This window comes from Kutzneria sp. NPDC051319, from assembly GCF_040682195.1.
GTDB lineage: Bacteria > Actinomycetota > Actinomycetes > Mycobacteriales > Pseudonocardiaceae > Kutzneria.
This window is the reverse complement of sequence record NZ_JBFBAM010000004.1, coordinates 72,590-94,085: the sequence shown is the minus strand read 5'-3', so window position 1 is coordinate 94,085 and position 21,496 is coordinate 72,590. Positions and strand designations below refer to the sequence as shown.

Below are 21,496 nucleotides of genomic sequence, written 5' to 3'. Positions count from 1 at the left end.
GCACGAGATGAGGAGAGCGGGAACACATGAAGGCATTCATCGTCGAGCGCTACCGCGAGGACGGCCTGCGCGCCGCAGAGCTGCCGGAACCCCAGCTGGGCGCCCATGACGTCCTGGTGAGCGTCCGTGCCGCCGGCGTCAACCCGCTGGACGCCAAGATCCGCGACGGCGACTTCAAGCTGATCCTGCGCTACCGTCCGCCGTTCGTGCTCGGGCACGACGTCGCCGGCGTCGTCACCCGCGTCGGATACGCGGTGCGGAAGTTCAAGGCCGGCGACGAGGTCTACGCCCGGCCCCGGGACCACCGCATCGGGACGTTCGCCGAGCTCATCGCCATCCACCAGGACGACGTCGCCCCCAAGCCGGCCTCGCTGTCCATGGTGGAAGCGGCCGCGGTGCCGCTGGCCGGGCTCACCGCGTGGCAGGCCCTGGTCGAGCGCGCGAACGTGACGGCCGGGCAGAAGGTCCTCATCCACGCCGGCTCCGGTGGCGTGGGCACGATCGCGATCCAGCTGGCCAAGCACCTGGGTGCGACCGTCGCCACGACCACCAGCACGTCGAACGTCGAGTGGGTCAGGGCTCTCGGCGCCGACCTCGTCATCGACTACAAGCACGAGGACTTCGCCGAGGTCCTGTCCGGCTACGACGTCGTTCTCGACCCGTTGGGCGGTACGAATCTGGCGAAGTCCTTGACCGTGCTCAAGCCCGGCGGCCTGGCGATCGGCATCGCCGGCCCGCCCGACCCCGCTTTCGCCCAGCAGATCGGCGCCCCGGCGTTCCTGCGCGTGGCCATGACCCTGCTGAGCCGTCGCATCCGCCGCCAGGCGAAGCGGCTAGGCGTCCAGTACTCGTTCCTGTTCATGCGGGCCGACGGAACCCAGCTGCGGGAGCTCACCACCCTCATCGACCCCGGCCACCTGCGCCCCGCCATCGACCGGGTGTTCCCGTTCGACGCGACGCTCGACGCCGTCACCCACGTCGACCAGGGACGCGCCAAGGGCAAGGTCGTAGTGACCCTGGAGTAGCGCACAGGTGTTGTGGCCCGTGACTGTTCGGCCGTTCCACGGGATCCTCGTCCAGGCGTTGTCCTCGCGCCGCGATTCACGACGCGCCACTCGGCCAAGCGGCTTCCGAGCCCGCCGCAGTGGACGCCGGACTCCCGAACTGAAATCGGTGCGGCGCTGCCAAGGAAAGCCCCGTTCGACGCTCGCCTCGTCGGCGACCTTCCGCATCCGCGGCAGCCGGACTTCTCAGCTACAAGATCGCTTACGGTGGCCGCCCAACGGCACAGAGCTGCCCATCGCGCCCAACGCCGAGAGCGCACACCAGACATGTCACACCCGCCACCTCTTCGCCCTGCTACGCCTGGTCGGCACGAAGTCCGTGCATTAAGACGATCAAAATCCCGCCACGTTGCCCCCGGGCGAACGGCTACGCCGAACGCTTCCTGCGCACTGCCAGAACCGAGCTCATCGACCGCATGCTGATCCTGAACCAGCGGCACCTCAACGCCGTACTCGCCGAATACGTCCAGCACTACAACAGTCGACGGCCGCACCGGTCCCGCGAGCTCCGCCCACCCCGGCCGACCCACCCTGCGGCCAACTTGAACTCCCAGCGGATCAAGCGACAGCGCCTCCTCGGAGGCCTGATCAACGAGTACGAACGAGCCGTGTAAAACCACTGGTCAGCACCGGTGACAGACTTATGGAACCCCACAAGCTACCGCCGCGTACCGAGTGCTCACCGTACGACCGCATCGACGGCAACGGCACTGCCACGGGCGAGCAGAACCGGGATAGTCAACCAGCGGTTCCAGGCCGGCCGCCTTCATCACCGCGACCGCGTCCTTTGCGTCTACGGCAGTCCCGCGCAGTACCCGCAGGCCGCGTGGCCACGCTGCACATTGCCGAGTCGCGGTGTGACCACGTGCCCGCATCGTCGGCAGCGACGGTCATCTTGGCCACTGGAGCGACCGCACGCGCCAGCTGACCAGACCACGCAGGCCCGCGGAGTCGAACGGCAGGGCATCCGCGAACGACAGCGCTGTGCGGAGGTATTGACGAGCAGCGCGGCCACGTGTCGCCGCTCCGCAGGATCCAGGCGAACAGTGGCCCCAGATCGCCTGTGCGGCAAGCACATCGTTCAGCCCGACGAACCCCTGCGACGTGTTGCCAACAACGACAGCGGCCGTCGGAAAGAACCCATCGCCAGACACGCGGACCGGAATCACCCGAATGGGGTGGAGCAAATCGTGACCCTATTTCGCGCGGATCATGGTCATGCTCCAGTTTGCTCCAGTTACGTCATCCACTGTCCACTTGGGACGAAAATACAAGACCGCCCCCAAACCTAGTCTTCCCAGGTTAGGGGGCGTATCTAAACTATTCAACGATTGTGGAGCTGAGGGGACTCGAACCCCTGACCCTCACACTGCCAGTCTGGTTTAGACAGTGCCCCTGACCTGCGGAAACAGAGAATCGCCACGTCAAACCCGTTGCAGTCACTGCACTTGAGTGCCGTACAGTGCGGTTCAATGTAGGTTCAACAGACATCCCTGCTCCAGTTTTGCTCCACCACGTCCGGTGTGGAGCCCGACATCCGGCCGATCTGGCTTGCGCCATAGCCCTCTGTCCCAGCGGTGACCGAGATGACGGCGGCGTTGATCCTAGAAGGAGAGGAACGGACTTGGCGACTCGTGCCAGGTCACCACGAGCTGCTCACGGGCACGCGTGCAAGCGACGAAAAGTAGGCAGCGTTCTCGTTGCCGATCCAGCTCGTGCGTCTGTGCGTCCTCGCCGAGCGGAGTGACGGCGTTCAACGCGGGCATGTACCGCGCGCCCACCCCCACTACCACCAGGCAGCGAAACTCAAGTCCTTTCATGCGGTGCATCGTGCCGACAGAGATCTCCGTGTCTGTAGGTTGCCCGTCAGCCAGCAGATGGGCAGGTAACTGCTCAGAGGTCAGGAACTCCTGGACCCGCTCGCTGAGCCAGTTCGAACGCACCGCCACGCCGATCTCACCGACCTGGACGCCCGACTCCAGCCACTGCCGGATCTTGGCGCCTACGAACCGGAACTCCTCTTCACGGGTGTGAAAACCGCGCAACTCCGGCGGCTGCCCATGCAGCTCCGAACGGCAACCCGCGATGGAGTCCAGGCCCCCGTTCATGTCATCGATCCGCTCACCTCTGAGTAGTCCCAGACTCCACGCAAGTATCTCGGCCGTGGTTCGGTAGTTGATCGTCAGTTTCGTCGAGCGTCCGGCAACCCGGATGCCGAACTCGCTGAGGTTGACGAAGTTCTTGTAGATGCGTTGATGCGTGTCTCCCGCGGCGAAGATGTCGTCGTCGCCATCGGGAACGACGGCACGTAACAACCGCCAAGCCTCAGGACTGAGATCCTGCGCCTCATCCACGACGACGTGTCGATACGGCTTGTCCACTCCCCGTTCGAGCAAACTTACGGCCTCCGCGGTCACCGTCTCGTGAGTCCACAGGTTCCGGTCGCGCAGACTCGTGTCGAACTGCTGGAGCGCTGACCACACCTGTTGCCTCTGCTGTGCCCTCAGCCGCCGGCCACGGCCTACTCGGCTCGCCGCGAGGTACGTCTCCTCGGTGCTGATGCGCTGCCCGAGCACCACTTGACGCCACTCCTCGGCCAGAAAGCTCTCGGAAAAGGGCAGATCAAGGCGTTCCACGAGTTGCTTCCACATGGCCTTCTCGTCGGCAGCCGACAGCATCGTCGGCACGCCGTGTTCTTCACGGAACGCACGGTGCGCGACCTGATCGACATGTGCGACTTCGATGCAGGCGGCGACCTCGGCCGACGCGACGAGCAACTTCAGACCGGCACGCAGGGAGTCGGCAAGTGTGGACGTGAACGTAGTTACCAGAACTTTGCCGTGACCGTACTGAGCGAGGTGATGCGCACGGTGCAGAGCGACGACGGTCTTCCCCGTGCCCGGCCCACCGGTAACTCGCGCTGGACCTCGATAGCGTGTCTCGACGACCGCCCGCTGTACTGGATGTAGGTAGATCCGCCACGACGCAAACGGGTGCCGAAGTATCGCCATGAGCTCGTCGGGCCCGTCCACGAGCACGATCCGGTCGGGGCTACGTTTGACCGCCGCGTCGATATCCTCGGCGTCCACCGCGCCTTCCACCAGAGCCGCCCCCAACTCCGCCCACACTTCTTCCGGGCTCAGCCCGGCCGCAAGCCCGAACAGGACGTCCCATTGAGTCGGGGGTAGGAACGATCTTGCCGCATCCAGTTGGACCGGGTCGGTCAGTACGCGGGCGAAAGACAGTGTCTGGTCATCCACACCAAGTCGTCGTAGGTCTGCGTCACCGACCTGCTCGAACAGCAGATGGCTCTCATATGCCGCCATGTCCGACAGCGCCGGGATGGTCTCGTCGATCGCCACGACGTCGCGGATCTCAATGCGTCCGGTCGCGGCGTTGACCGACGCCGTGCGGCGCTGCGCCCACACGTAGGCGTCGTCGTGCGGCAGCACCTTGAGCAGGACGTAGGTGTCGCCTGAGTCTGGCGCCAGCACGACACCCCGCCAGAACTGTGTGATCCGGATGGATCGGAACCTCGGGTCCCGGGCGTTGACGATCTTTTCGAGGTTCCGACCCGACTGCGAGTCCTGTTCGAACTTGCCGAACACCTCAGTGACCCGATCTTGCACCGGCTTCTCCAGCCGCGCGAAGTCGCGGAGGAACTCCTTGTCGATGGCCAACCGCGCCACTGGCGCACCTCCCTCACAACGGACTGGCGAACAAGGCGAGCTCAGGATCGTCGATGGGCACGACGAACCGCCGGTCAAGGAATCGGTTGCCGCGCTCGCACGTCGTCTCGGACACAAACAAGCACACGTGGCAGGCCGCGCCGTGTAGGTAGTCGGCATGCGGCTGCGGCAGCCGCTCCCGGCACAGCGGGTCGGACGAGCAGCGCATGGCGTCGCGCAGGGCTCGGCGGGTCAACCGCACCAGCCGGTCGGGCTCGGCCTGCGACACCAGGCCGCCGAGCGTGCCTTCCGCGTCCGGCACGGCGGTGTAGATCAGGATGCCGCTGCGGGGGTCGTCCTCGGTGCCGGCGTAGATACGTTCGGACAGGCTCGCGGAGCTGTAGCCGCAGTCGAGGGCGATGGTCCGGATCAGCAAATGCGACAACGTGTGCAGGGCGATGTAACGGGGACCGGGCCAGTGCTTCATCGGATCGAACGGGCCGGTGATCCGCTCGGAGTACCGGTTCTCCCGGAAATGTCCGTAGGCGCTCTGATGGCGACGGATGGCCTCGCTCTCTGCGGTCCGAGCCACCCACTCGTCGAGCAGGCCATCCGGGACCCGCAGGAAGATACCCTCGCCACGGACCTCGCTCGCCGGCAGCCATTTCGGAGCGGACCGTGACAGCGGGGCTGGCTGCACCAGTTCGGGATCCTCCGGATCCGGGGCGTCCAGCCGAGTGAAGCCGACCAGCGCGCGAACCTCACGCAGCCGTTCCACCTGGAGGACGTCCGCGAAGATCTCCTTGAGCGCATCCGGCACTCCGGCCGGGTCCCGACGTGCCGTGAACTCGTCCGACGGCGGTGGCAGTTGCGCCGCCGAGAAGATCTCCCACTCGGGCGTGCGCAGGTCTGGATAACCGCCCCTGTTCTCTTCGGCGGCGCCGGCCTTGCGGGCCCGCACCACGTCCGCGGCGTCCCCGATCTCGTCGTCGGTCCACCGTTCGAGCTCTCGAAACGCGGCGACGTTCTCGCGGCCGTACGGGTACATCCCCCGGGGCAGTTTGTCCAGCTGTGCCCAGTGCTGCTCGACCTTGAACTCCAGCTCGCTCGCGTCGGTCTTGGGCACGGCCAACGCGGACAGAGTCTGCGCGAACCACTGGTTCGACGCGCCGATGACCAACACCTTCGGCCGCTGGTCGCACCCCTGGGCGTCAAAGGTCGCCAGATGCGGATTCCGGCCACGGCAACGAGGCAGGTTCTGCTCGCCACGTGTCCCCATGGCCTCGCGCATGTTTCGCGACGCGCGGCAGCTCAGGCAGCGGATTGCCACGTTGGCGCCGATGTTGCCGCCCCTGTCCTCCATCAGCAGGCGCGGGTTGGCGGCACGCTGGCACTGGTCGCCGCGGTGCACAAAATGCTGGTATGGAAACTCGTCCAGGTGGCCCGCCGTGCAGGCGAGAACGAACCGGGCTGCCACCGCGAGCGGCTTGCGCCCGCTCTTCTTGCGGCCACACGTCTCGTGGAAGAATCGCGCGTCATGCGGGCGGCGCGGGTTGTCGTTCTCGAACCCGAAAACCTGCGACTCGAGCGGTGCGAGCTCATTGCAGGCGGTGCACCTCAGCCACGCGGGGAACGGCATCACCGGCACGCCGACACGACTGGCCGGTCCGCGCGGGTCGGCATCAAGGCCGTCCATCCATGGTGCCGGCCGCAGCTGCTCGACGTGTTTGTTGCCGGGCAGCGCTCGCACACCGGCGAGCAGCCGGGGTTCGGCGATCGGTTCCCACTCGGCGATCCCGTCGTAACTCCAGTCGTCGAGTCCCCTGACCAGCACGGGAAAGTTCGGCAGGTCGACGAGGGATCCGACACCGCTGGTGAACATGAGGTGGCTCGGCCGCACTGAGCCGACCCGGCGCCGGTACTGGGCGCACATCACGCACCGCCCCGTCCGGCCGGCTCGGACAGCGCCGAGTCCCCCATCTCGTCGCCGTCAGGGGCGTCGTCGTCCTCGCCGTCGGCCGGGGCGAACGACCAGGCCGGCGCTTCGTACATCGGCTGGAGGAATTCGCCGCTGCCGGACAGGACCAGGTTGATCTCATTCTCGGTCTCGCGCATCGACTGCCCGACCGTGGTGTCGGTCCATCTGCCTTCGCCGGCTTTCCGGAGCAGGCCGATGAAGCGTTGCGTCGCGGTGATGTTCTTCTCGTAGCCGAGTGCGCTGGCGCTGGTCTTGGCCAGGTTCCAGAAGTTCTCGATGGTGGTGATCCGCTCCTGGAGATAGCGCCGGCCACGCTCATCGTGCACTGCATCCGCGCGGGCGAGCATGCGGTCGATGACCTGCCGCACGAGCGGACCGTCGAGATCGACGTTCTGCGCGTCGGCGTTGCGGGAGTGGTTCTCCGCGATATTGCGCACTGCGGCGACGAAAGTCGCCGTTGTTCCCCTATCGAGGGAGCGCCGGGTGAACGGCGTGACCGACAACGCCTCCACCTGTCGGTAGAAGGTCGCGTGGTAGTGCTCGAAGTCCTCGTAATGTGCCAGGTCCCGCGGCCGTGTCCAGTTGTACAGGGTGACGACCAGGCCCGGGCGCCCCGGGTCACGACCGACCCGGGAGGAGGCCTGGATGTACTCGGCAGTGTTCTTCGGCTGTCCGGTCACCACCATCAGCCCGAAGCGTGCGACGTCCACGCCGACCTGCAACATCGAGGTCGCGAGCACGACGTCGACGGGCAGTCGGTCATCCCGGCGACGGGCTGCCCACTTCTCGGCGACCGGATGCGCCAGCATCTTGTTCCTGCCCCGGCCCGAGCCACCTCGGCTGGCGCTCATCACGTCTTGCCAGTTCTGGTTGATGGCGCGACGGCGGTCGCTGGTGTCGAACTCCGGATCGAAGCCGATCTCGAGCCGCTTGAGCACGTCGCTGATGTCGCCGGAGGAGATCCGCGACGTCAGTTCCTGGATGGTCAGCATCGACGTGCCGCCAATCAGCCGATCGGACAGGCCTTTGCTGCGGCCGTGTCTGCGGACCCTCGTCGCGACGTCGTCATCGAGGTAGCGGCGCATGCCGGCCAACTCCCTGGTGGCGTTGAAGTAGCCGACCAGCGTCAGGTAGGGGTCCGCCGCCGCGCCGTGGGCGTCAAGCAGGGTCTGACCGGCGATCAGCAGGATCTCGGCGAGCCTGATCTCGGCGGACTTGAGCCGAATGCCGTGCGCGCAGACGCCGAGATACCGGCGGCCCGGGTTTGCCTCGGTGACCTCAACCTGCTTGGAGAAGAAGGTGTCAGCGACGTCGACGACCTGGGGCGGGAAGATCTCCAGCCGGCGGCCGAACACGCCACGCACCTGGTCAGTGGCGCGCTTGGTGGTCGCGGTGGACGCGACGATCTTCGGACCGGCCGAAGCGCCGGACGGCGTGGTCCACGTGCACAGCTGGTCGACCGCCGATTCGAACAGTCCGACTGTGGTGCCCAGCGCGCCGGAGATGAGGTGCAGCTCATCCTGGATGACCAGGTCAGGTGGGCGCAGGCGCGGCACCGGTTGGCTGGTCACCGCCGGCAGCTGCCCCTTCGTCTGGTGTTTGCCCGAGCATTCGGTGCGCGCGTCCAGGTCGTCGTGTCGGTAGCCGTGTCGAGGGCAGCGTTGTCGTACTCGGCCGAACAGCATGCCGGCGTAGCCCTTCCACGGTAGTTGGGCGAGCTTGTCGACGGTGGCGATCACGAGGCTGGGTAGGTAGCGGTAGATCTCCTCGTCCACGGTGAGGATCGGCAGCCCGTCAGTGGAACGAGTCCGGGAGAACGGGCAGGCGGTCTTTCCCTCGGCATTGGCGCAGAACAGCAGCACCCTTCGGGTGTTGGCATCAGGATGCAAGTCGCGGTGTGCCGCGAGTTGGGTGCCGCACCAGGGGCACGACAGCGTCTGCAGCACATTGGCGCGTTTACCCTCACCGGCCTCGCGCGCCTCAGCGATCTGCTCCTCGGCCTGCCCGAACCAGTTCGGCGAGACGCTGCCGCCGACCCACAAGCCGATGCGGAACGGCTCGCCACCCCAGGTGGACTCGTCGTCGCGGCGGATCATCTCGGCCGCGCACACCAACGCGGCGGCACGTTGAAACTGTTGTGCGGTCAGCAGTCTGAGCGTGTACCGCATCAACACCGCCACACCGGCTGACCCGCTTCGGGCTTGCTCGCCGGCGCCGACCATGCGCTGAAGGCGCCGGATCGCGAACGTGAAGGCCGTCAGTCCGAGGTACGCCTCAGTCTTGCCGCCGCCGGTCGGGAAGAAGAGCAGATCGACCACTGCATCGCGGTTCGCCGCGCGTTCCGGATGCTCGATGACGGCCAGGGGCGGCAGGTTGAGCAGCACGAAGGCGAGTTGGAAGGGCCGCCACGATGCCGCCTTCACACCGCGACCGTCCACAGTGGCCTTAGCGTTGGCGTACTCCACGGCGGGGTTCTCTCGCAGTCGTGAGATCTCGGTGTGTCTGCGCTGATCGGCCATGGCTTGGTTGGCGAACCGGAACGCCCGCAACGCATCGGCGTGACCGGGTTTCGCGACATCGGTCAGCAAGGCAACGCCCGAACGGATCCGATCGGCGGCACGACGTGCGGCAGTCACGGCGTCGCTGGCTGCAGCACGTAGAGACTCCGGCAACGCGGATATCCCCGCCTGCTGTTCGTCGAGCCAGGCTTCATACCCATCGGCGAGCGGAGACAAGCCAGCTCGCAAGTCGTCCAGATCGGCGACAGCGAGCGCGTCCATCGACAACTCCGCCGCAGCCAACGGCGTGCCGTCGCCGACCGGCGCCACAGTTGCCGGCACGTCGTAGCTAGGTAGCCATGTCGTCGTCAGCCTATGGGCGCGGCGGCGCGACACATCGTGCGCTGCATGTACGGCAACGTTGTGCCCGTTCGCATACTTGAGCTGGTGGCGGTACAACAGCCGCAGATGCGCCTCCTCAGCATCGTCCACAACGCCAGCGGTGTCTTCCATCGCATCGTCGATCGGCAGAAAGATCGGCGCCACTCCATCCGCCGCCATCACCACCAGTCGCGTCTGGAACAGCCACGCCGTGTCGGCATTGCTCGCCGGCTCCTGCTGGCCGTTGACAAGGATGACCTCGACGGTCCGCTGGCCGTGGGCGGTCCGGATCGCCGCCGCCACGTAGACCCCCGGCGTCCGGACGTCATCCATCGTCAGCGGGAAGTACGGATCACGGTCTCCGTTAAGCCGGATCTTCAGCGAGAACTCACGCTGTTCCCGCGTCCATGCGGTCCGCTTGCGCCCCTCGTCGTCCACGGTCTCCTGCCGGCAGTACTCGCCCCACGACACGGTGGCATGCACGACATCAACGCTCGCGTCGACGCAGAACGACATGCCCATCGATGACGCCCAGATGCGGCCGAGGTTTTGCGGTGTCAGCACTTCCGGCAGCTCACCCGCCTCGTCGCCCCGGACTTCGCCGTGGACGCCCATCTCCGCATCAGACACCGAATCGGCGTCCTGGACCGTAGAGCCAGGTTGATGCTTCGGCCCCAACATGCCGACGAGGTAGCGCTCCCTCGGCCCCATCGCTCTGGGCCCGAACTGTTCGCTGTCGCCATCCCACGGGCCCAGCAGGTCACGCTCGATCAGCTCGTGCAGCTTGTCCCGTACCACGAAGGAGGACACGTCGTCGAACCGCTGCGGAGTGTCCAACGGCGACACCTGGTTGGTACTCATTACAGAAGCCCCTGTCCATTCGGCGGCTTTCGCGGTTTCCGCTTCGGTTTCGCCAGGACCCCACTGGCCACCTCCTCGGCGTGGCGCTCGTGGTTGAGCTCCAACAGGCTGTCCAGGACCTCCCGCTGCGCCGCCGGGCCGATCGTGTACCGGGTCTCCCGGCCCACCGGATGAAACCCGTGATCCAAGCCCCCGACCTTGGCGATCCGCTCCTCCCAGCCGTAGGCACGAACGGTGGCCTCGTCGATGGACCGGTGAATGGCCCGCAACTCAACGATGTCATCGTCCTCACAGGACGGATCGAACACCAGGTTGTACGTCTTGGTGAGTCCCGCACCGCGACACAGCATCACCTCGCGCCGAAACTCGTCCAGCTCACCCCCCAGCACCCGAAGCTCATTTGTAAGCACCGGAAGCGGGAATGTCTCAAAAACGTCAGAAGGCGTGTAGCGAAGATCGGCCTTCATCGAGGATGCATACGCCTTCGCCCACCAGTAATGCAACACGCTCGACAGCAACGCCAACAACGCCGGATCCTCGCTTGCAAAAACAACAATCATCTCAGACAAGACTTGCCGGGCCGACACTAGCACCGGCATAGCCGTCCTACTCACGCGAGCAATCGCCAAAATCCGATCAAGATCGGATATAGCATCGGTCATCGTCGGCCGCTTTTCTGCATATTGCCACCAATTTACCCGATAAACTTCCCGATTATTGCGACCCCTCTCCGGCTTAACCAACCGAGTAACCCTGCTATAACAATCTTCATACTCTCGAGCGCGTTCCTCTGGCCAATTGTGGAAATTAATAACCCATCGCGAGGCGGAACAATCAGGAAGCGAGTTTAGATCTCGGCCACTAAGGTAAGGAAAAAGCACTTCCGCATTTCGATTGTCGATCGAAATTAACCTCTCAGCCAGCTCCGGATCCATCGTAAATCCCAAGCCAAGTATGTTCGAGCCTTGAAACGCGCTCCCCTGATTAACGATCAGCCGATACGGTTGCCCAGCGGCTCGCGACACTAGGTCGAGCGAAGAATTAATGGCCGACACCACCACCCCATCAGCCAAGCACTCAGACGCCTCGCCGAGCACCTCTCGGGTTGTGGTGATGATGCAGCATTCCAGCGCCGAGCTCCTACTCGGCCACGGCGTGCTCTTGATCGATTTTCGGATGACCACCCCAGAAGTCAACAGCTGATCGAGTCCAACTTCCCTGGTATCACCCTGGGCGAGCGTTTTGGTCGCAATCAGGCCTGCGTGCCCATTCTTCCTAATCAGATCATGTGAGCGCAAAGCAAAATAGGCAATCAGATCAGCACTGCCACGCACACCACGCCCTACAACATGAACCAGGTACTCACGGTACGCACGTCCTAAGACGCCTGTGATCATCTGGCCACCTAGAAATGGCTGGTTGCCGATCACTGCGTCGAAGCCTCCCTCTTCGAAGACGTCGGCGAAGACCAGGGGCCAGTGCACTGGTTGACGTGGCAGACCCGGGTCCACGCTGTCCGTGCGCAGCCAAGACGTTGCCTTCGCCTGTGCCGCCTCGGTGTCGCCGTCGCGGCGGATGCCGTCGGCCAGGTAGGCGGCTTCGACGGCGGCACGGTCGATGCCCCTCAGACCATCGGATGCGTTGGCCAGGACGGCGCCGGTGAGTACGTCGGCGATGAGGCTCAGCTCGCGGAGGTCGTCCCGGCTCTCCTTGAGCAGCTTGCGACGGTCGTCGAGCCAGTCAAGCGGGCCACCTAACTGCTCCAGGTCCATGATGCGTCGACGGGTGTCGGCGGACTTGTGCAGCAGGGCATCGGTGCTCTTGGTCCAGTAGAAGAGATCATGGTGCAGCTCACGGCCCCGGGCCGGGTCGATGTGCATGTGCCGCAACTGGTCCGTCGACGTGATGCCGAGTAAGGAGTCGCCAGCGACAAGGCGGTCATCAAGGAATGTGAAGGGGCGCTGGGTGTCCATCGACACGAGCCACAGGGACACCTTGGCGATCTCGACTGCGGTGGGGTTGATGTCCACGCCGTAGAGACAGCGTTCGATGACACTCCGGCGAGCGTCGATGACAACGGGATCGTCCTGGTGTTCGCCGACGGCACGAGAGATCTCGGCATCCAGGGCTTGCCGGTCGCCTTCGCGCGCCCGGGCTTCGACCAATCGGTCGCCCAAATAGAAGGCGGCCGAGACCAGGAATGCACCGGATCCCATGGCGATGTCGGCGACCTTGAGGGCGAGGATTTCCTTGCTCGTCTTGAGTTTCCAGCTGCTGCGATCAGCGGTCTGCACCGGGCCGGGCTTGTAGACCAGCGGCTCAAGGGCGTCCTGCACGACGCGTTCGGCCAAATGACGCGGCGTGTAGTGGGCGCCAGTGTTCTTACGGTACGACGATTCGGTGACGAACAGCTCACCGGGCATGATGACAACCGGCTGTCCGCGCAGATCGCGGCGGATGATCCGGGAGAACGGCAGTAGGCGCTCCGCCAGATCACGATCGCCACGGCTGGCGGCCAACAACACGCGAAGGTGCTCTTCACGTTCGCCAGCGGGCAGGGGGCCGAGCCGACGTTGGAGCGCGCCGGCCGAGCCGATCCCGGATGACTTATAGTCCTCGGCGAGCTTGGCGGCCAACTCAATTCCGGTGCGAGCGGCGGCATCCTCCAACTCGCGTAGCGAAACCTCTTCCTCGAAGCCAGTTCTGCCGATGAGGCTGACGATCACGTCATGGGCACGGTATCCGTCATAGCCGAGAAGGCCTTCATATACATAGCCAATTTGCTCGACTTCCAGTTCACGGAAGGACAGCTTGCGACGTTCACGCGAACGTCCCGTACCGGTCTCGACATACTGCACCGCCCGAAGCATGTGCAGCATGGTCCGGTCGTCAATAGTGTCCGGCAGCCAGGAGTACCGTTCGGAGTCGAACAACGAACCGTCGTGCGGGTACATCGACAGCCGCGGATGGTCGACGCCCCAGTACACGGCGTGGAACAGTGCGCGAAGACGGTGCCACGCGGCAAAGCTGTGTTCGAGGTCATCCTCACCCTCGTCGAAGCTGCGCTTCTCGAGGGCTTCACACAACCGACCGACCGAGTACGACTCCGCGTACAGCGCATTGTCGGACGGAAGCATCTTGCGCTCTTCCGCGAACAACAAAAAGACTATTCGCATCATGACCGAAACGGCTGCGCGGTAGATCTCCTCGGCGTCGACGTCCTGCAAGTCCGCCTCACCACGTTCCCGCTGCGCGGTGTCGGCCCGGCCGATGGCCGCCACGAGGAGTTCAACGGCCTGACGGACCTGGACTCCGAGCGCTTCGGTGATCTCCTCCTGCGATCCCTCGCTCGCCGCCAACAGGGCGACGAGCGTCTCGTCCGCCGGAACGCCGAAGAAGCGGCGCCGGCAGAGGATCGACCGGAAGGCACGGACGACGTCTCGCTCGGCGGCATCGTTCCAACCGACGGCGTCGAACGTCGCCGTGGTGGTCGTGCCGTTGCGTGGTGCGCGGATGAGGGTCCACCAGCGCCCGTCGGTCACCAGCCCCAGGGGCACGTCCCGGGCCCGGCAGAGCTGCGCCAGCCGATCCGCCGGCGTTGCCGTCCACGCCTCGTCCTTGACCCGGCCGGTCGGGTTACTGCCGGCCGGGCACATCAACCCAAGCAGCCGGATCGACGCGGCATCGACCTGCCCCCCCGGTTCAACCAGCGCGAAGGTCGGCGCGATCCGAGTGTCGTGCTCGTCCACGTCAAGGGCCAACTGCTGGAGTTCCTCTTCCCACCGCAGTTCGCTCGCCCAACCCAGCAGCTCCCCGAGCATGTAGTCGACCCAGTTCCGTTGGGCGGCAACGGGATCAACCTGCCAGTTCGCGTGCTCACGGCGGAGTTGTTCCCGCGCTGGCTTCTCCAGCGCGTCGAGCGTCGGCCACGCGGTTCGCAGCACCGGCAGCGAAAGGAACGGGCCGTTGGTGTCGACCAGGCTCAGCCACTCGCGGTGTTGTTGCACGCCGTCCGGGACGCGACCCCGTCGGGCTGTGCCGGCCATCAGTCGACCGGCTTGTCGGCCGATGGCGCATCGGGGTCGTCTCGTTCACAAGCAGGCTTGGGCATCATCGAGTGGCCTCCCGCTTCGGCACGACAAACACGATGGCAACCGGGAACTTGTGTGGCGTCGGGTTGTTGTACCGTCCAGCGATCACCTCAAGCTCACGATCACGCTCCGCCTCAAGATCGGCCAGCCGTCGGCTCCACAGCTCACGGTCCCGGCGATACTGCACCCGCTCCGCCTCAGTGGCCTTCGTGATCTCGGCGCCGAAGAGGGTGTCCTCCCGCTCGTCCTCGGCGAGCGCGGCGCGCAGGCTGGCGGAGAACTGCTTGATCACCGCGGTGATCCGATCGCATTCGGTCCGCTGGCGTTGGCTGAGCTTCTGTTCCAGCGATTCCAGGCGGATGTTGGAACGCCAGTCGATGGCCGCGCGGAGGCCGTCGACTACCCGTGGCCACCGCTCGACCATCCGCCCCTCTACCAGCTTGGAGGCAGCGGTCCCCGAACTTAACGCGCGGTTAAGGATGCCGCCGAGCACGGTGAGGTTCTCCAGGCGCCGGAATCGCCCCGCCGCCGGCGCCCAGCCCCCCGCGTAGAGGACCTCCTCGTGCAGCCGGACGCCGTCCGCTCCGACCAGCACGAACCGTGAATACGCGCCGACCAACACGTCCTCCAACGCGGGATCGTCGCTCACCACGGAAGTGACGCGGTGCAGCCCGACCTGTTCGTTGGACACCGCGGCACGCAGCAACCGGGTGGACATGGCGACCAGCGGGTGGTTGAGATGCGCCAGTACGACGTCATCTCGTCCCCTGGCCACCTCGGCGTCGAAGGTGATCGGCAACTGGCGCGCCGGCTCCTCGCGACGCCGAGTCTCGGTGACTTGGAGCTTCTCGGTGAGGCCCGCGGTCGCGCGCGTCCAGGAACCAGTCAGCGTCGGGACATCGAACATGCCATGGGCAAGGCACTTCTCGTCCGAATGCGGTCGCAGCGCCTGCTGCCTGGCCAGCCTCAGCGCGGTGCCCACTACTCGCTCAACCCGTGCCGGCGTGATGCCCAGCTCCGCGACTGTCGCCTCTAGGCTGTCCCGCAGCCGACGCACCTGTTCACGTACCTTGGACTCGGCGGGCACTCGGTCCTTGCCGGACCCGGCCGATTCGATGTCGAACTCGGCATCCTTGCCCAGCATTCGGCGTTGGACAGCGTCGGCCAGCACTGCGTTGACCGCCCCCAGGTCGGCCTCCACCTCGCCGACCTTCTTCGCTACCCGGGACAGGAACTCCAGATCCGCCTCGTAGGTATCGACGGCTCCTTCCCAGCCGGTGCCGACGAAGTGCCAGATCTGCGGGGTCTGCGTCTGCCCGTAGCGGTCGATTCGGCCGATGCGCTGCTCAAGTTTGTTCGGGTTGAAGGGAATATCGTAGTTGATCAGCTGATGGCAGTACTTTTGAAGATCAATTCCCTCCCCCGCCGCATCCGTCGCGATCATGATCCGGACCGGATGCTGGGTCGGATCCTTCTGGAACGCGAGGCGTAGCTGCTCACGCTCGTCGGTGCTCATGCCACCGTGCAGCAGCGCGAGACGATCGCCGGCAAGGCCCTCCTGACGTAGCAGATTCGCCAGCCAGAGCTGGGTGTCGCGGTACTCGGTGAACACCACCACCCGGTCAACGGTCCAGTGCCGGCCAGGCTTGCAAAGCTGCCGGAGAAACTTGATCAGCTCGGCCGCTTTGGCATCGGGCTGCGCTTCCTGCGCGAGGGCCCAGTCCCGCATCCGCTCCAGCAGAGCGACTTCGTTGTCGTCCGCGTCCGGTTGCATCGGCCGGGTCCGCCCAAGTACGTCGTCTTCCGCCTCGGCCAACTGCTCGTCGTCGTACGCGGCGACGTCGTCGAAGAAATCCGACAACCACTCGAGCACATCGTCATCGGGTTGTGCCACAACGCGATTACGGACCTTGAGGGTCTCCAGATAAACCCGCACAGTGTGCGCGAACGCTGCGGGGCTGGAGAACAACCGCTTCTTCAGCAGCAAGGTCACCAGGTCAGTTGCCTTGCGTCCGCGTGGAGTGGCGAGCTTGCCCCTGCGCACCCGAGCGAACCGGGTGAGCAGCTGGTGGATCTCCCGCTCGCTCTCGGGGTAGCGCACCGGGATGGCCTTCGCCTCGCGGGCGACAAATCTTGGCGAGCCATCGGCATTCACGATGTCCCGCTTGAGTCTGCGCACGACAGTGCCCAGCACCGCGGACTTGTCCGGCGGCATGCCGCGCATGAAGCGCTGGTCGTCGAGAATCTCCAGCAGGGCCGTGAACGACTCCGGGTAGCCGTTGTGTGGCGTGGCCGACAGGAACAACCGGTGGGTGAAGTGCGGCGCCAGCCGCCGGATCAGCTTCGTCTGCTGCGAGTCGACCGCGTAGACCTGCTTCGGGGCGGCCGGGGCGACATGGTGAGCCTCGTCAAGGATGAGTAAGTCGAGGGTTCGCGGGTACGTTGGACCGTCCGGCGGCAGCACCTCGTCGAGCAGCCGTTGTGCCTTCGCACCGCGCAGCCAGGGCAAGCTGATGATGGTCAGCGGGTAGACATTCAACGGGTTGGCGGCGCTGCCGTACTCACGACGGACCTGGGCACAGCGTTGGGAATCGATCACCGTGAAGTCGAGGCCGAACTTCTCGGCCATCTCGTCCCGCCACTTCACGGTGAGGCCGGCCGGGCAGACAATCATGATCCGTTTGGCACGGTGGCGCAGCAACAACTCCTGAGCCACCAGCCCAGCTTCCACGGTCTTACCCAGGCCCGTTTCGTCCGATAAGAGGAGGTTCACCCGGGGCGCGTCTACGGCCCGGGCGACCGGCTCAAGCTGGTAGTCCTCAATAGCCACACCGGACCGAAAGGGAGCCTGGAGCGTTCGCACGTCGGCCGAGGTCACCGCCGACCATCGCACGGCGTCAAGGAACGCGGCCAACTGCTCAGGCGGATCGAATCCGCCCTTGTCCACTTGAGGCAGTGAACCGACTGGGAGCCGTTGTCTGGCCTGCTCGATCTCCCAGATGACTTCCAACGTCTCGCCGTAGCGATCGTCCTCGACGCTGTTCAGCACGACCACTGTGCTGCCGGGAGACGGGTCGACCTCACTGATCACCCAACGCTGACCGCGAACAGCGACCAGGTCGCCTGGCTGCACAACACTCGTCGTCAGGCTCGGCACGGCCACCTCCCCTGCCCGGCCGAATGCCACGCTGCACACGGAAGTCCAGCGCTCCATCGGCCGAGGTACAACTTCTACCTTGGTCCATCTCTGGTGGTCCGTCCAGCGGCCATCCAGTTTTGTCTCAGCGCTGCGCGGCGGCGATTCGTTACTGTCAGCGCGTTGTACAGCGACGCTCTTGCTCCAACCGGATGGCCACTACTCCCCAATCACCGCAACGGTTCCGGATACTGTCGGGCCCACCGCGCCGGACGTCGTAGGAAGCAGAGTTCACCCGGATGGCGCACACCACGGATGTGCGACACTCGAAGATGACGCCTTTCTGGAAACCAGCAGTGTTCGGCCGCGCACGCTGACAACCGCGAACAACCGTCGGACCAGTTAACGAACAGACAGAGGAAGACTTAAGGCGACGCCGGCCGGGCCCCACAACTAGACAAGACGGCATGCCGTAGTCATTCAACCACGCAGGGTTGCCCATTGCGCGCTCAACGCCGAGAGCGCACACCAGACCTGTCACATCCCGTCCTCACAGCGGAGATCGACATGGCCTGGACAGAACAGATCGGCCCGCACTCCTGGCGCGTCCGCTACCCCACCGCAGACGGCCACACCGCCTCCGTCTCCGGATTCACCACCAAGAAAGCCGCCGCCGACTACGCCCACGACATCGAGACCGACCAACGCCGCGGTACCCGGATCGCCCCCGCGCACGGCCAGACGACCGTCGCCGAATGGGTGGCCACATGGTTCGCCGCCCTCGACCTCGACCCCCGCACCCTGGACAACTACCGCAGCATCCTGCGCTGCCACATCCAGCTCCGCTGGGGCAACACACCACTCAGCGACATCACACCCTCGCCGTCAATAAGTGGATCACCGAACTCCACCAACGCGGCTACGCCACCTCCACCATCGCCGGCATCATCAAGCTGCTCTCGATGCTGCTCACCGATGCCGCCGACGAACACCTCATCCCCGACAACCCCATCCACAAAAGACGTCGGCGCGGGCGACGCAGCCACCGCATCGAACCCGAGAAGATCTGGGCAACCCCAGAAGAAGTCGTCCGCATCGCCGACCAGGCCACCGCGCTCGGCGGCGAGGCCGCCGGGTTACTGATCATCACCGCCGCCTGGACCGGCTGCCGCTGGGGCGAACTCACCGGCCTGCACCGCAACAACCTCGACCTCAAGCGCGGCCTGCTCATCGTCGACCCGCACGTCGGCGCCCTGCACGAGAGCGCGCACACGCGCTGGCTAGGCCCACCCAAGACCGCCTCCTCTGCGCGCACGATCACCCTGCCGCCGTTCCTCGTCGACCTGCTGCGCAACCACCTGCAACGGCACGACGGCGAGTTCGTGTTCACCACCGAGAGCGGAACCTGGTTGTGGCGCAGCACCTTCATCCGCCGCGTGCTCAACCCCGCCGTCAACGGCAACCTCGACCGCGCCAACCCACGCATGCGGACCTACCCGATCCGGCCCGGCCTGACCTTCCACGGCCTACGACACAGCCACAAGACCTGGCTCATCGCCAGCGGCGCCCCTGAAATCGCCCAAGCTCGACGGCTCGGCCACCACCTGCACAACCGCGTCGTCGAGGTCTACTCACACGTCGCACCCGAAGTCGAACAACGACTCATCAACGCACTGCAGCGACGCTGGCACACCGCGACGACAATGGTGCAGACACATCCAATCGCGCCAGAACCCGCTCCGCGGCATCTCACCAGCGGCATTGCGGCATAACGAAATGACATGCCCCTCACACCGCCGGTGAGAGGGGCACCACGACCACGCAGGCAACACCCTCGAAGAACGATCAACCTGGAGGAACCTCCTCCAGAACTCCTCCATAGGGGCAGAATGCCAGAACCTAACGGCGATCGCCGCCGCAAAACAAAAAGCCCGCCTGATCAGCTAAAACCGCTTGATCAGACGGACTCAAACAAAGAGTGGAGCTGAGGGGACTCGAACCCCTGACCCTCACACTGCCAGTGTGACCCGCGACGACGGTAGACAGTGCCTCTGACCTGCAAAAACAGAGAATCACCACGTCAAACCCGTTGCGGTCACTGCACTTGAGTGCCGTACAGTGCGGTTCAACGTAGGTTCAACACACATCCCTGCTCCAGTTTTGCTCCAGACGATCCAGTGTGAAGCGCATGCAATCCCTTGTGCCACAGCGTACTCCGGTCGCAGCCTCGACGCGACTCAGCGCGCGTCAGCCTACGACGACGACGTCGTTACTCCGTCCGCGCCGATGGCACCATCAACCATCCAGCCAAGATCAGCGGTGATACGGCAGGGCTTCGTGTCCCGTCTCGGCGGCGCGGACGGGTTCGGCGTGGACAGTGGCGGCGGCCAGTCGGGGCACGAAATACACGAGTTCGTACTCGACATCGTGCGTGACGCGGTGCGCCTGCTCGGACAGTGAGCATGGCGTCGACGGGTACCGACCTGTCGCTTGACCTGCATGGACGTGGTTATCGGCCCGCACAAGATGATCACACACCGGGGTTGTCCGTCCGTCGCGACCACGAACTTGATCACGCAATCTGCCTCAGAACCATCGAGCGCGGCAGGCGACAATCAGCGACCACCGTACCGTGATCCAGCGAGGGCCATCCCTCTGGACGCTCCGATCAGACGCCGGAGGGTGCTCGGCGGCGTGATCAACGAGTACCGGCGAGCCGCCTGAACTGGCCGGCGAAACACCTGGCCACTGCCCACGCGTCGACCTTTGGCACGGTACAAGGTCGGCTTCCGCGCCGCCGCCGTCGTCGTCAATCGCGCATCGAGCTGGGCCACCCAGTTGGCAAGCGCCCCAACGAACGGTTATTACGAGACGTCCCAAGCCTGAAGGTCGGGACTGACGAGACCCGCAATTCGTTCTGGCACATGAGCGAACCGATTGCGATGAAGGTGCACCGTGGTGAGGCTTGTCAGGGCGTTGAACGACTCGGGAAGTTCGGTCAGCCGATTGTCGTAGACGTGCAGGATAGCAAGGTTGGCGAGGGCGCCGAGTGACTCGGGTAGTGCGAGGAGCCGATTGTCATGGATATACAGCTGGACGAGACCGGTGAGAGTGCCGAGCGACTCGGGCAATCTGGTAAGGCGATTTCCGTATAGACTCAGCGCCGTGAGATTCTTTAGTCGCCCGAGGCAGTCCGGCAAATTGGCGATCTGATTATTGTAGAGGCTTAGCACAGTAAGTCCGGTAAGCTGGCAGAACCATTCCGGTAGATCGCCAATCCGATTGTCGCCGAGGTAGAGCTCGGCGAGGTAGACAAGCGATTTCAGGGGCGCGGGCACGTCAGCAAACTGGTTGAATCCGAGACGCAAGGTGTTCAACTTGAGCAGAGCCTCGACGGATTGGGGTAGCCGTGTCAGTTCATTGCTTGCCAATCCAAGTGAAATCAAGCCAGTAAGGCTCCCGATAGATTCGGGAAGCGTCGCGAGCCGGTTGTAGTCGACGTTCATCTTAGTCAGTTGACTAAGGGCGGTTATAGACTTCGGAAGTGCGACGAGGCGGTTGTGATGGACGTTGAGCTCAGTAAGTCTGGCGAGGGAGCCCATCGATTCGGGCAACACGGCGATACGATTATGGTGGATGTTCAGCACCGAGAGGCTGGCGATAGTATGGATCGAATCTGGAAGTTTGGTCAAACCAAGGCCTGAAATGTCCAGCTCGGTCGCTCCGGTGTGCAGCGCCCTATGAATACGACGCTCCGCCTCGACTCGCTGTTCGAGCATGACCACCTCCTGCGATTGTTCACCGAGTGTCACCGATGCG

10 protein-coding genes, 1 tRNA gene and 1 pseudogene are annotated in these 21,496 nt (G+C 64.8%); 5 read left to right on the top strand and 7 right to left on the bottom strand.

Going from position 1 to position 21,496, the window contains the following annotated elements; genetic code table 11:
• Nucleotides 1-26 precede the first annotated feature (26 nt).
• Nucleotides 27-1,025 carry an NADP-dependent oxidoreductase gene (locus tag AB0M73_RS05235; RefSeq protein ID WP_363887071.1) on the top strand — a complete coding sequence of 333 codons (999 nt, stop codon included), beginning with the start codon at nucleotides 27-29 and terminating at the stop codon, nucleotides 1,023-1,025.
• A 236-nt stretch (nucleotides 1,026-1,261) separates the two neighbouring features.
• The gene (locus tag AB0M73_RS05230; protein ID WP_363887463.1) at nucleotides 1,262-1,678 is read left to right on the top strand and encodes an integrase core domain-containing protein; all 417 of its coding nucleotides are present in this window, start codon (nucleotides 1,262-1,264) and stop codon (nucleotides 1,676-1,678) included.
• A gap of 990 nt (nucleotides 1,679-2,668) precedes the next feature.
• On the opposite strand, the gene AB0M73_RS05225 is transcribed toward AB0M73_RS05230, so the two are convergent.
• The 5 genes from AB0M73_RS05225 to drmD form a co-directional block, all read right to left on the bottom strand.
• Nucleotides 2,669-4,753 carry a UvrD-helicase domain-containing protein gene (locus AB0M73_RS05225; protein WP_363887068.1) on the bottom strand — a complete coding sequence of 695 codons (2,085 nt, stop codon included), beginning with the start codon at nucleotides 4,751-4,753 and terminating at the stop codon, nucleotides 2,669-2,671.
• A gap of 13 nt (nucleotides 4,754-4,766) precedes the next feature.
• On the bottom strand, nucleotides 4,767-6,665 hold the full coding sequence (locus AB0M73_RS05220; protein WP_363887460.1) for a DUF1998 domain-containing protein: 1,899 nt from the start codon (nucleotides 6,663-6,665) through the stop codon (nucleotides 4,767-4,769).
• Complete coding sequence (gene drmA, locus AB0M73_RS05215; protein WP_363887065.1) at nucleotides 6,665-10,450, bottom strand: DISARM system helicase DrmA; 3,786 nt, start codon at nucleotides 10,448-10,450, stop codon at nucleotides 6,665-6,667. Before drmA ends, AB0M73_RS05220 begins: the two co-directional genes overlap by 1 nt.
• Nucleotides 10,450-14,496 (bottom strand): type IIL restriction-modification enzyme MmeI, encoded by a 4,047-nt coding sequence (locus AB0M73_RS05210; RefSeq protein ID WP_363887063.1) that lies wholly within the window; start codon nucleotides 14,494-14,496, stop codon nucleotides 10,450-10,452. Before AB0M73_RS05210 ends, drmA begins: the two co-directional genes overlap by 1 nt.
• Nucleotides 14,497-14,560: 64 nt before the next feature.
• Nucleotides 14,561-17,698, bottom strand: a complete 3,138-nt coding sequence (gene drmD / locus AB0M73_RS05205) for a DISARM system SNF2-like helicase DrmD (protein ID WP_363887061.1) — start codon at nucleotides 17,696-17,698, stop codon at nucleotides 14,561-14,563.
• 546 nt (nucleotides 17,699-18,244) lie between these two features.
• Here drmD and AB0M73_RS05200 point away from each other — a divergent pair.
• Nucleotides 18,245-18,547 (top strand): annotated as a pseudogene (locus AB0M73_RS05200) (multidrug DMT transporter permease); the annotation flags it as partial.
• A gap of 92 nt (nucleotides 18,548-18,639) precedes the next feature.
• On the top strand, nucleotides 18,640-19,449 hold the full coding sequence (locus AB0M73_RS05195; RefSeq protein WP_363887059.1) for a site-specific integrase: 810 nt from the start codon (nucleotides 18,640-18,642) through the stop codon (nucleotides 19,447-19,449).
• A 207-nt stretch (nucleotides 19,450-19,656) separates the two neighbouring features.
• Here AB0M73_RS05195 and AB0M73_RS05190 read toward each other — a convergent pair.
• Nucleotides 19,657-19,773: transfer RNA gene (locus AB0M73_RS05190), tRNA-Ala, on the bottom strand.
• Between the two features lie 223 nt (nucleotides 19,774-19,996).
• Here AB0M73_RS05190 and AB0M73_RS05185 point away from each other — a divergent pair.
• A complete protein-coding gene (locus AB0M73_RS05185) occupies nucleotides 19,997-20,137 on the top strand; it encodes a hypothetical protein (RefSeq protein WP_363887057.1) in 141 nt (46 codons plus the stop codon).
• A 404-nt stretch (nucleotides 20,138-20,541) separates the two neighbouring features.
• Here AB0M73_RS05185 and AB0M73_RS05180 read toward each other — a convergent pair whose 3' ends face one another.
• Nucleotides 20,542-21,456, bottom strand: a complete 915-nt coding sequence (locus tag AB0M73_RS05180) for a leucine-rich repeat domain-containing protein (RefSeq protein WP_363887054.1) — start codon at nucleotides 21,454-21,456, stop codon at nucleotides 20,542-20,544.
• Between the last annotated feature and the right edge of the window lie 40 nt (nucleotides 21,457-21,496).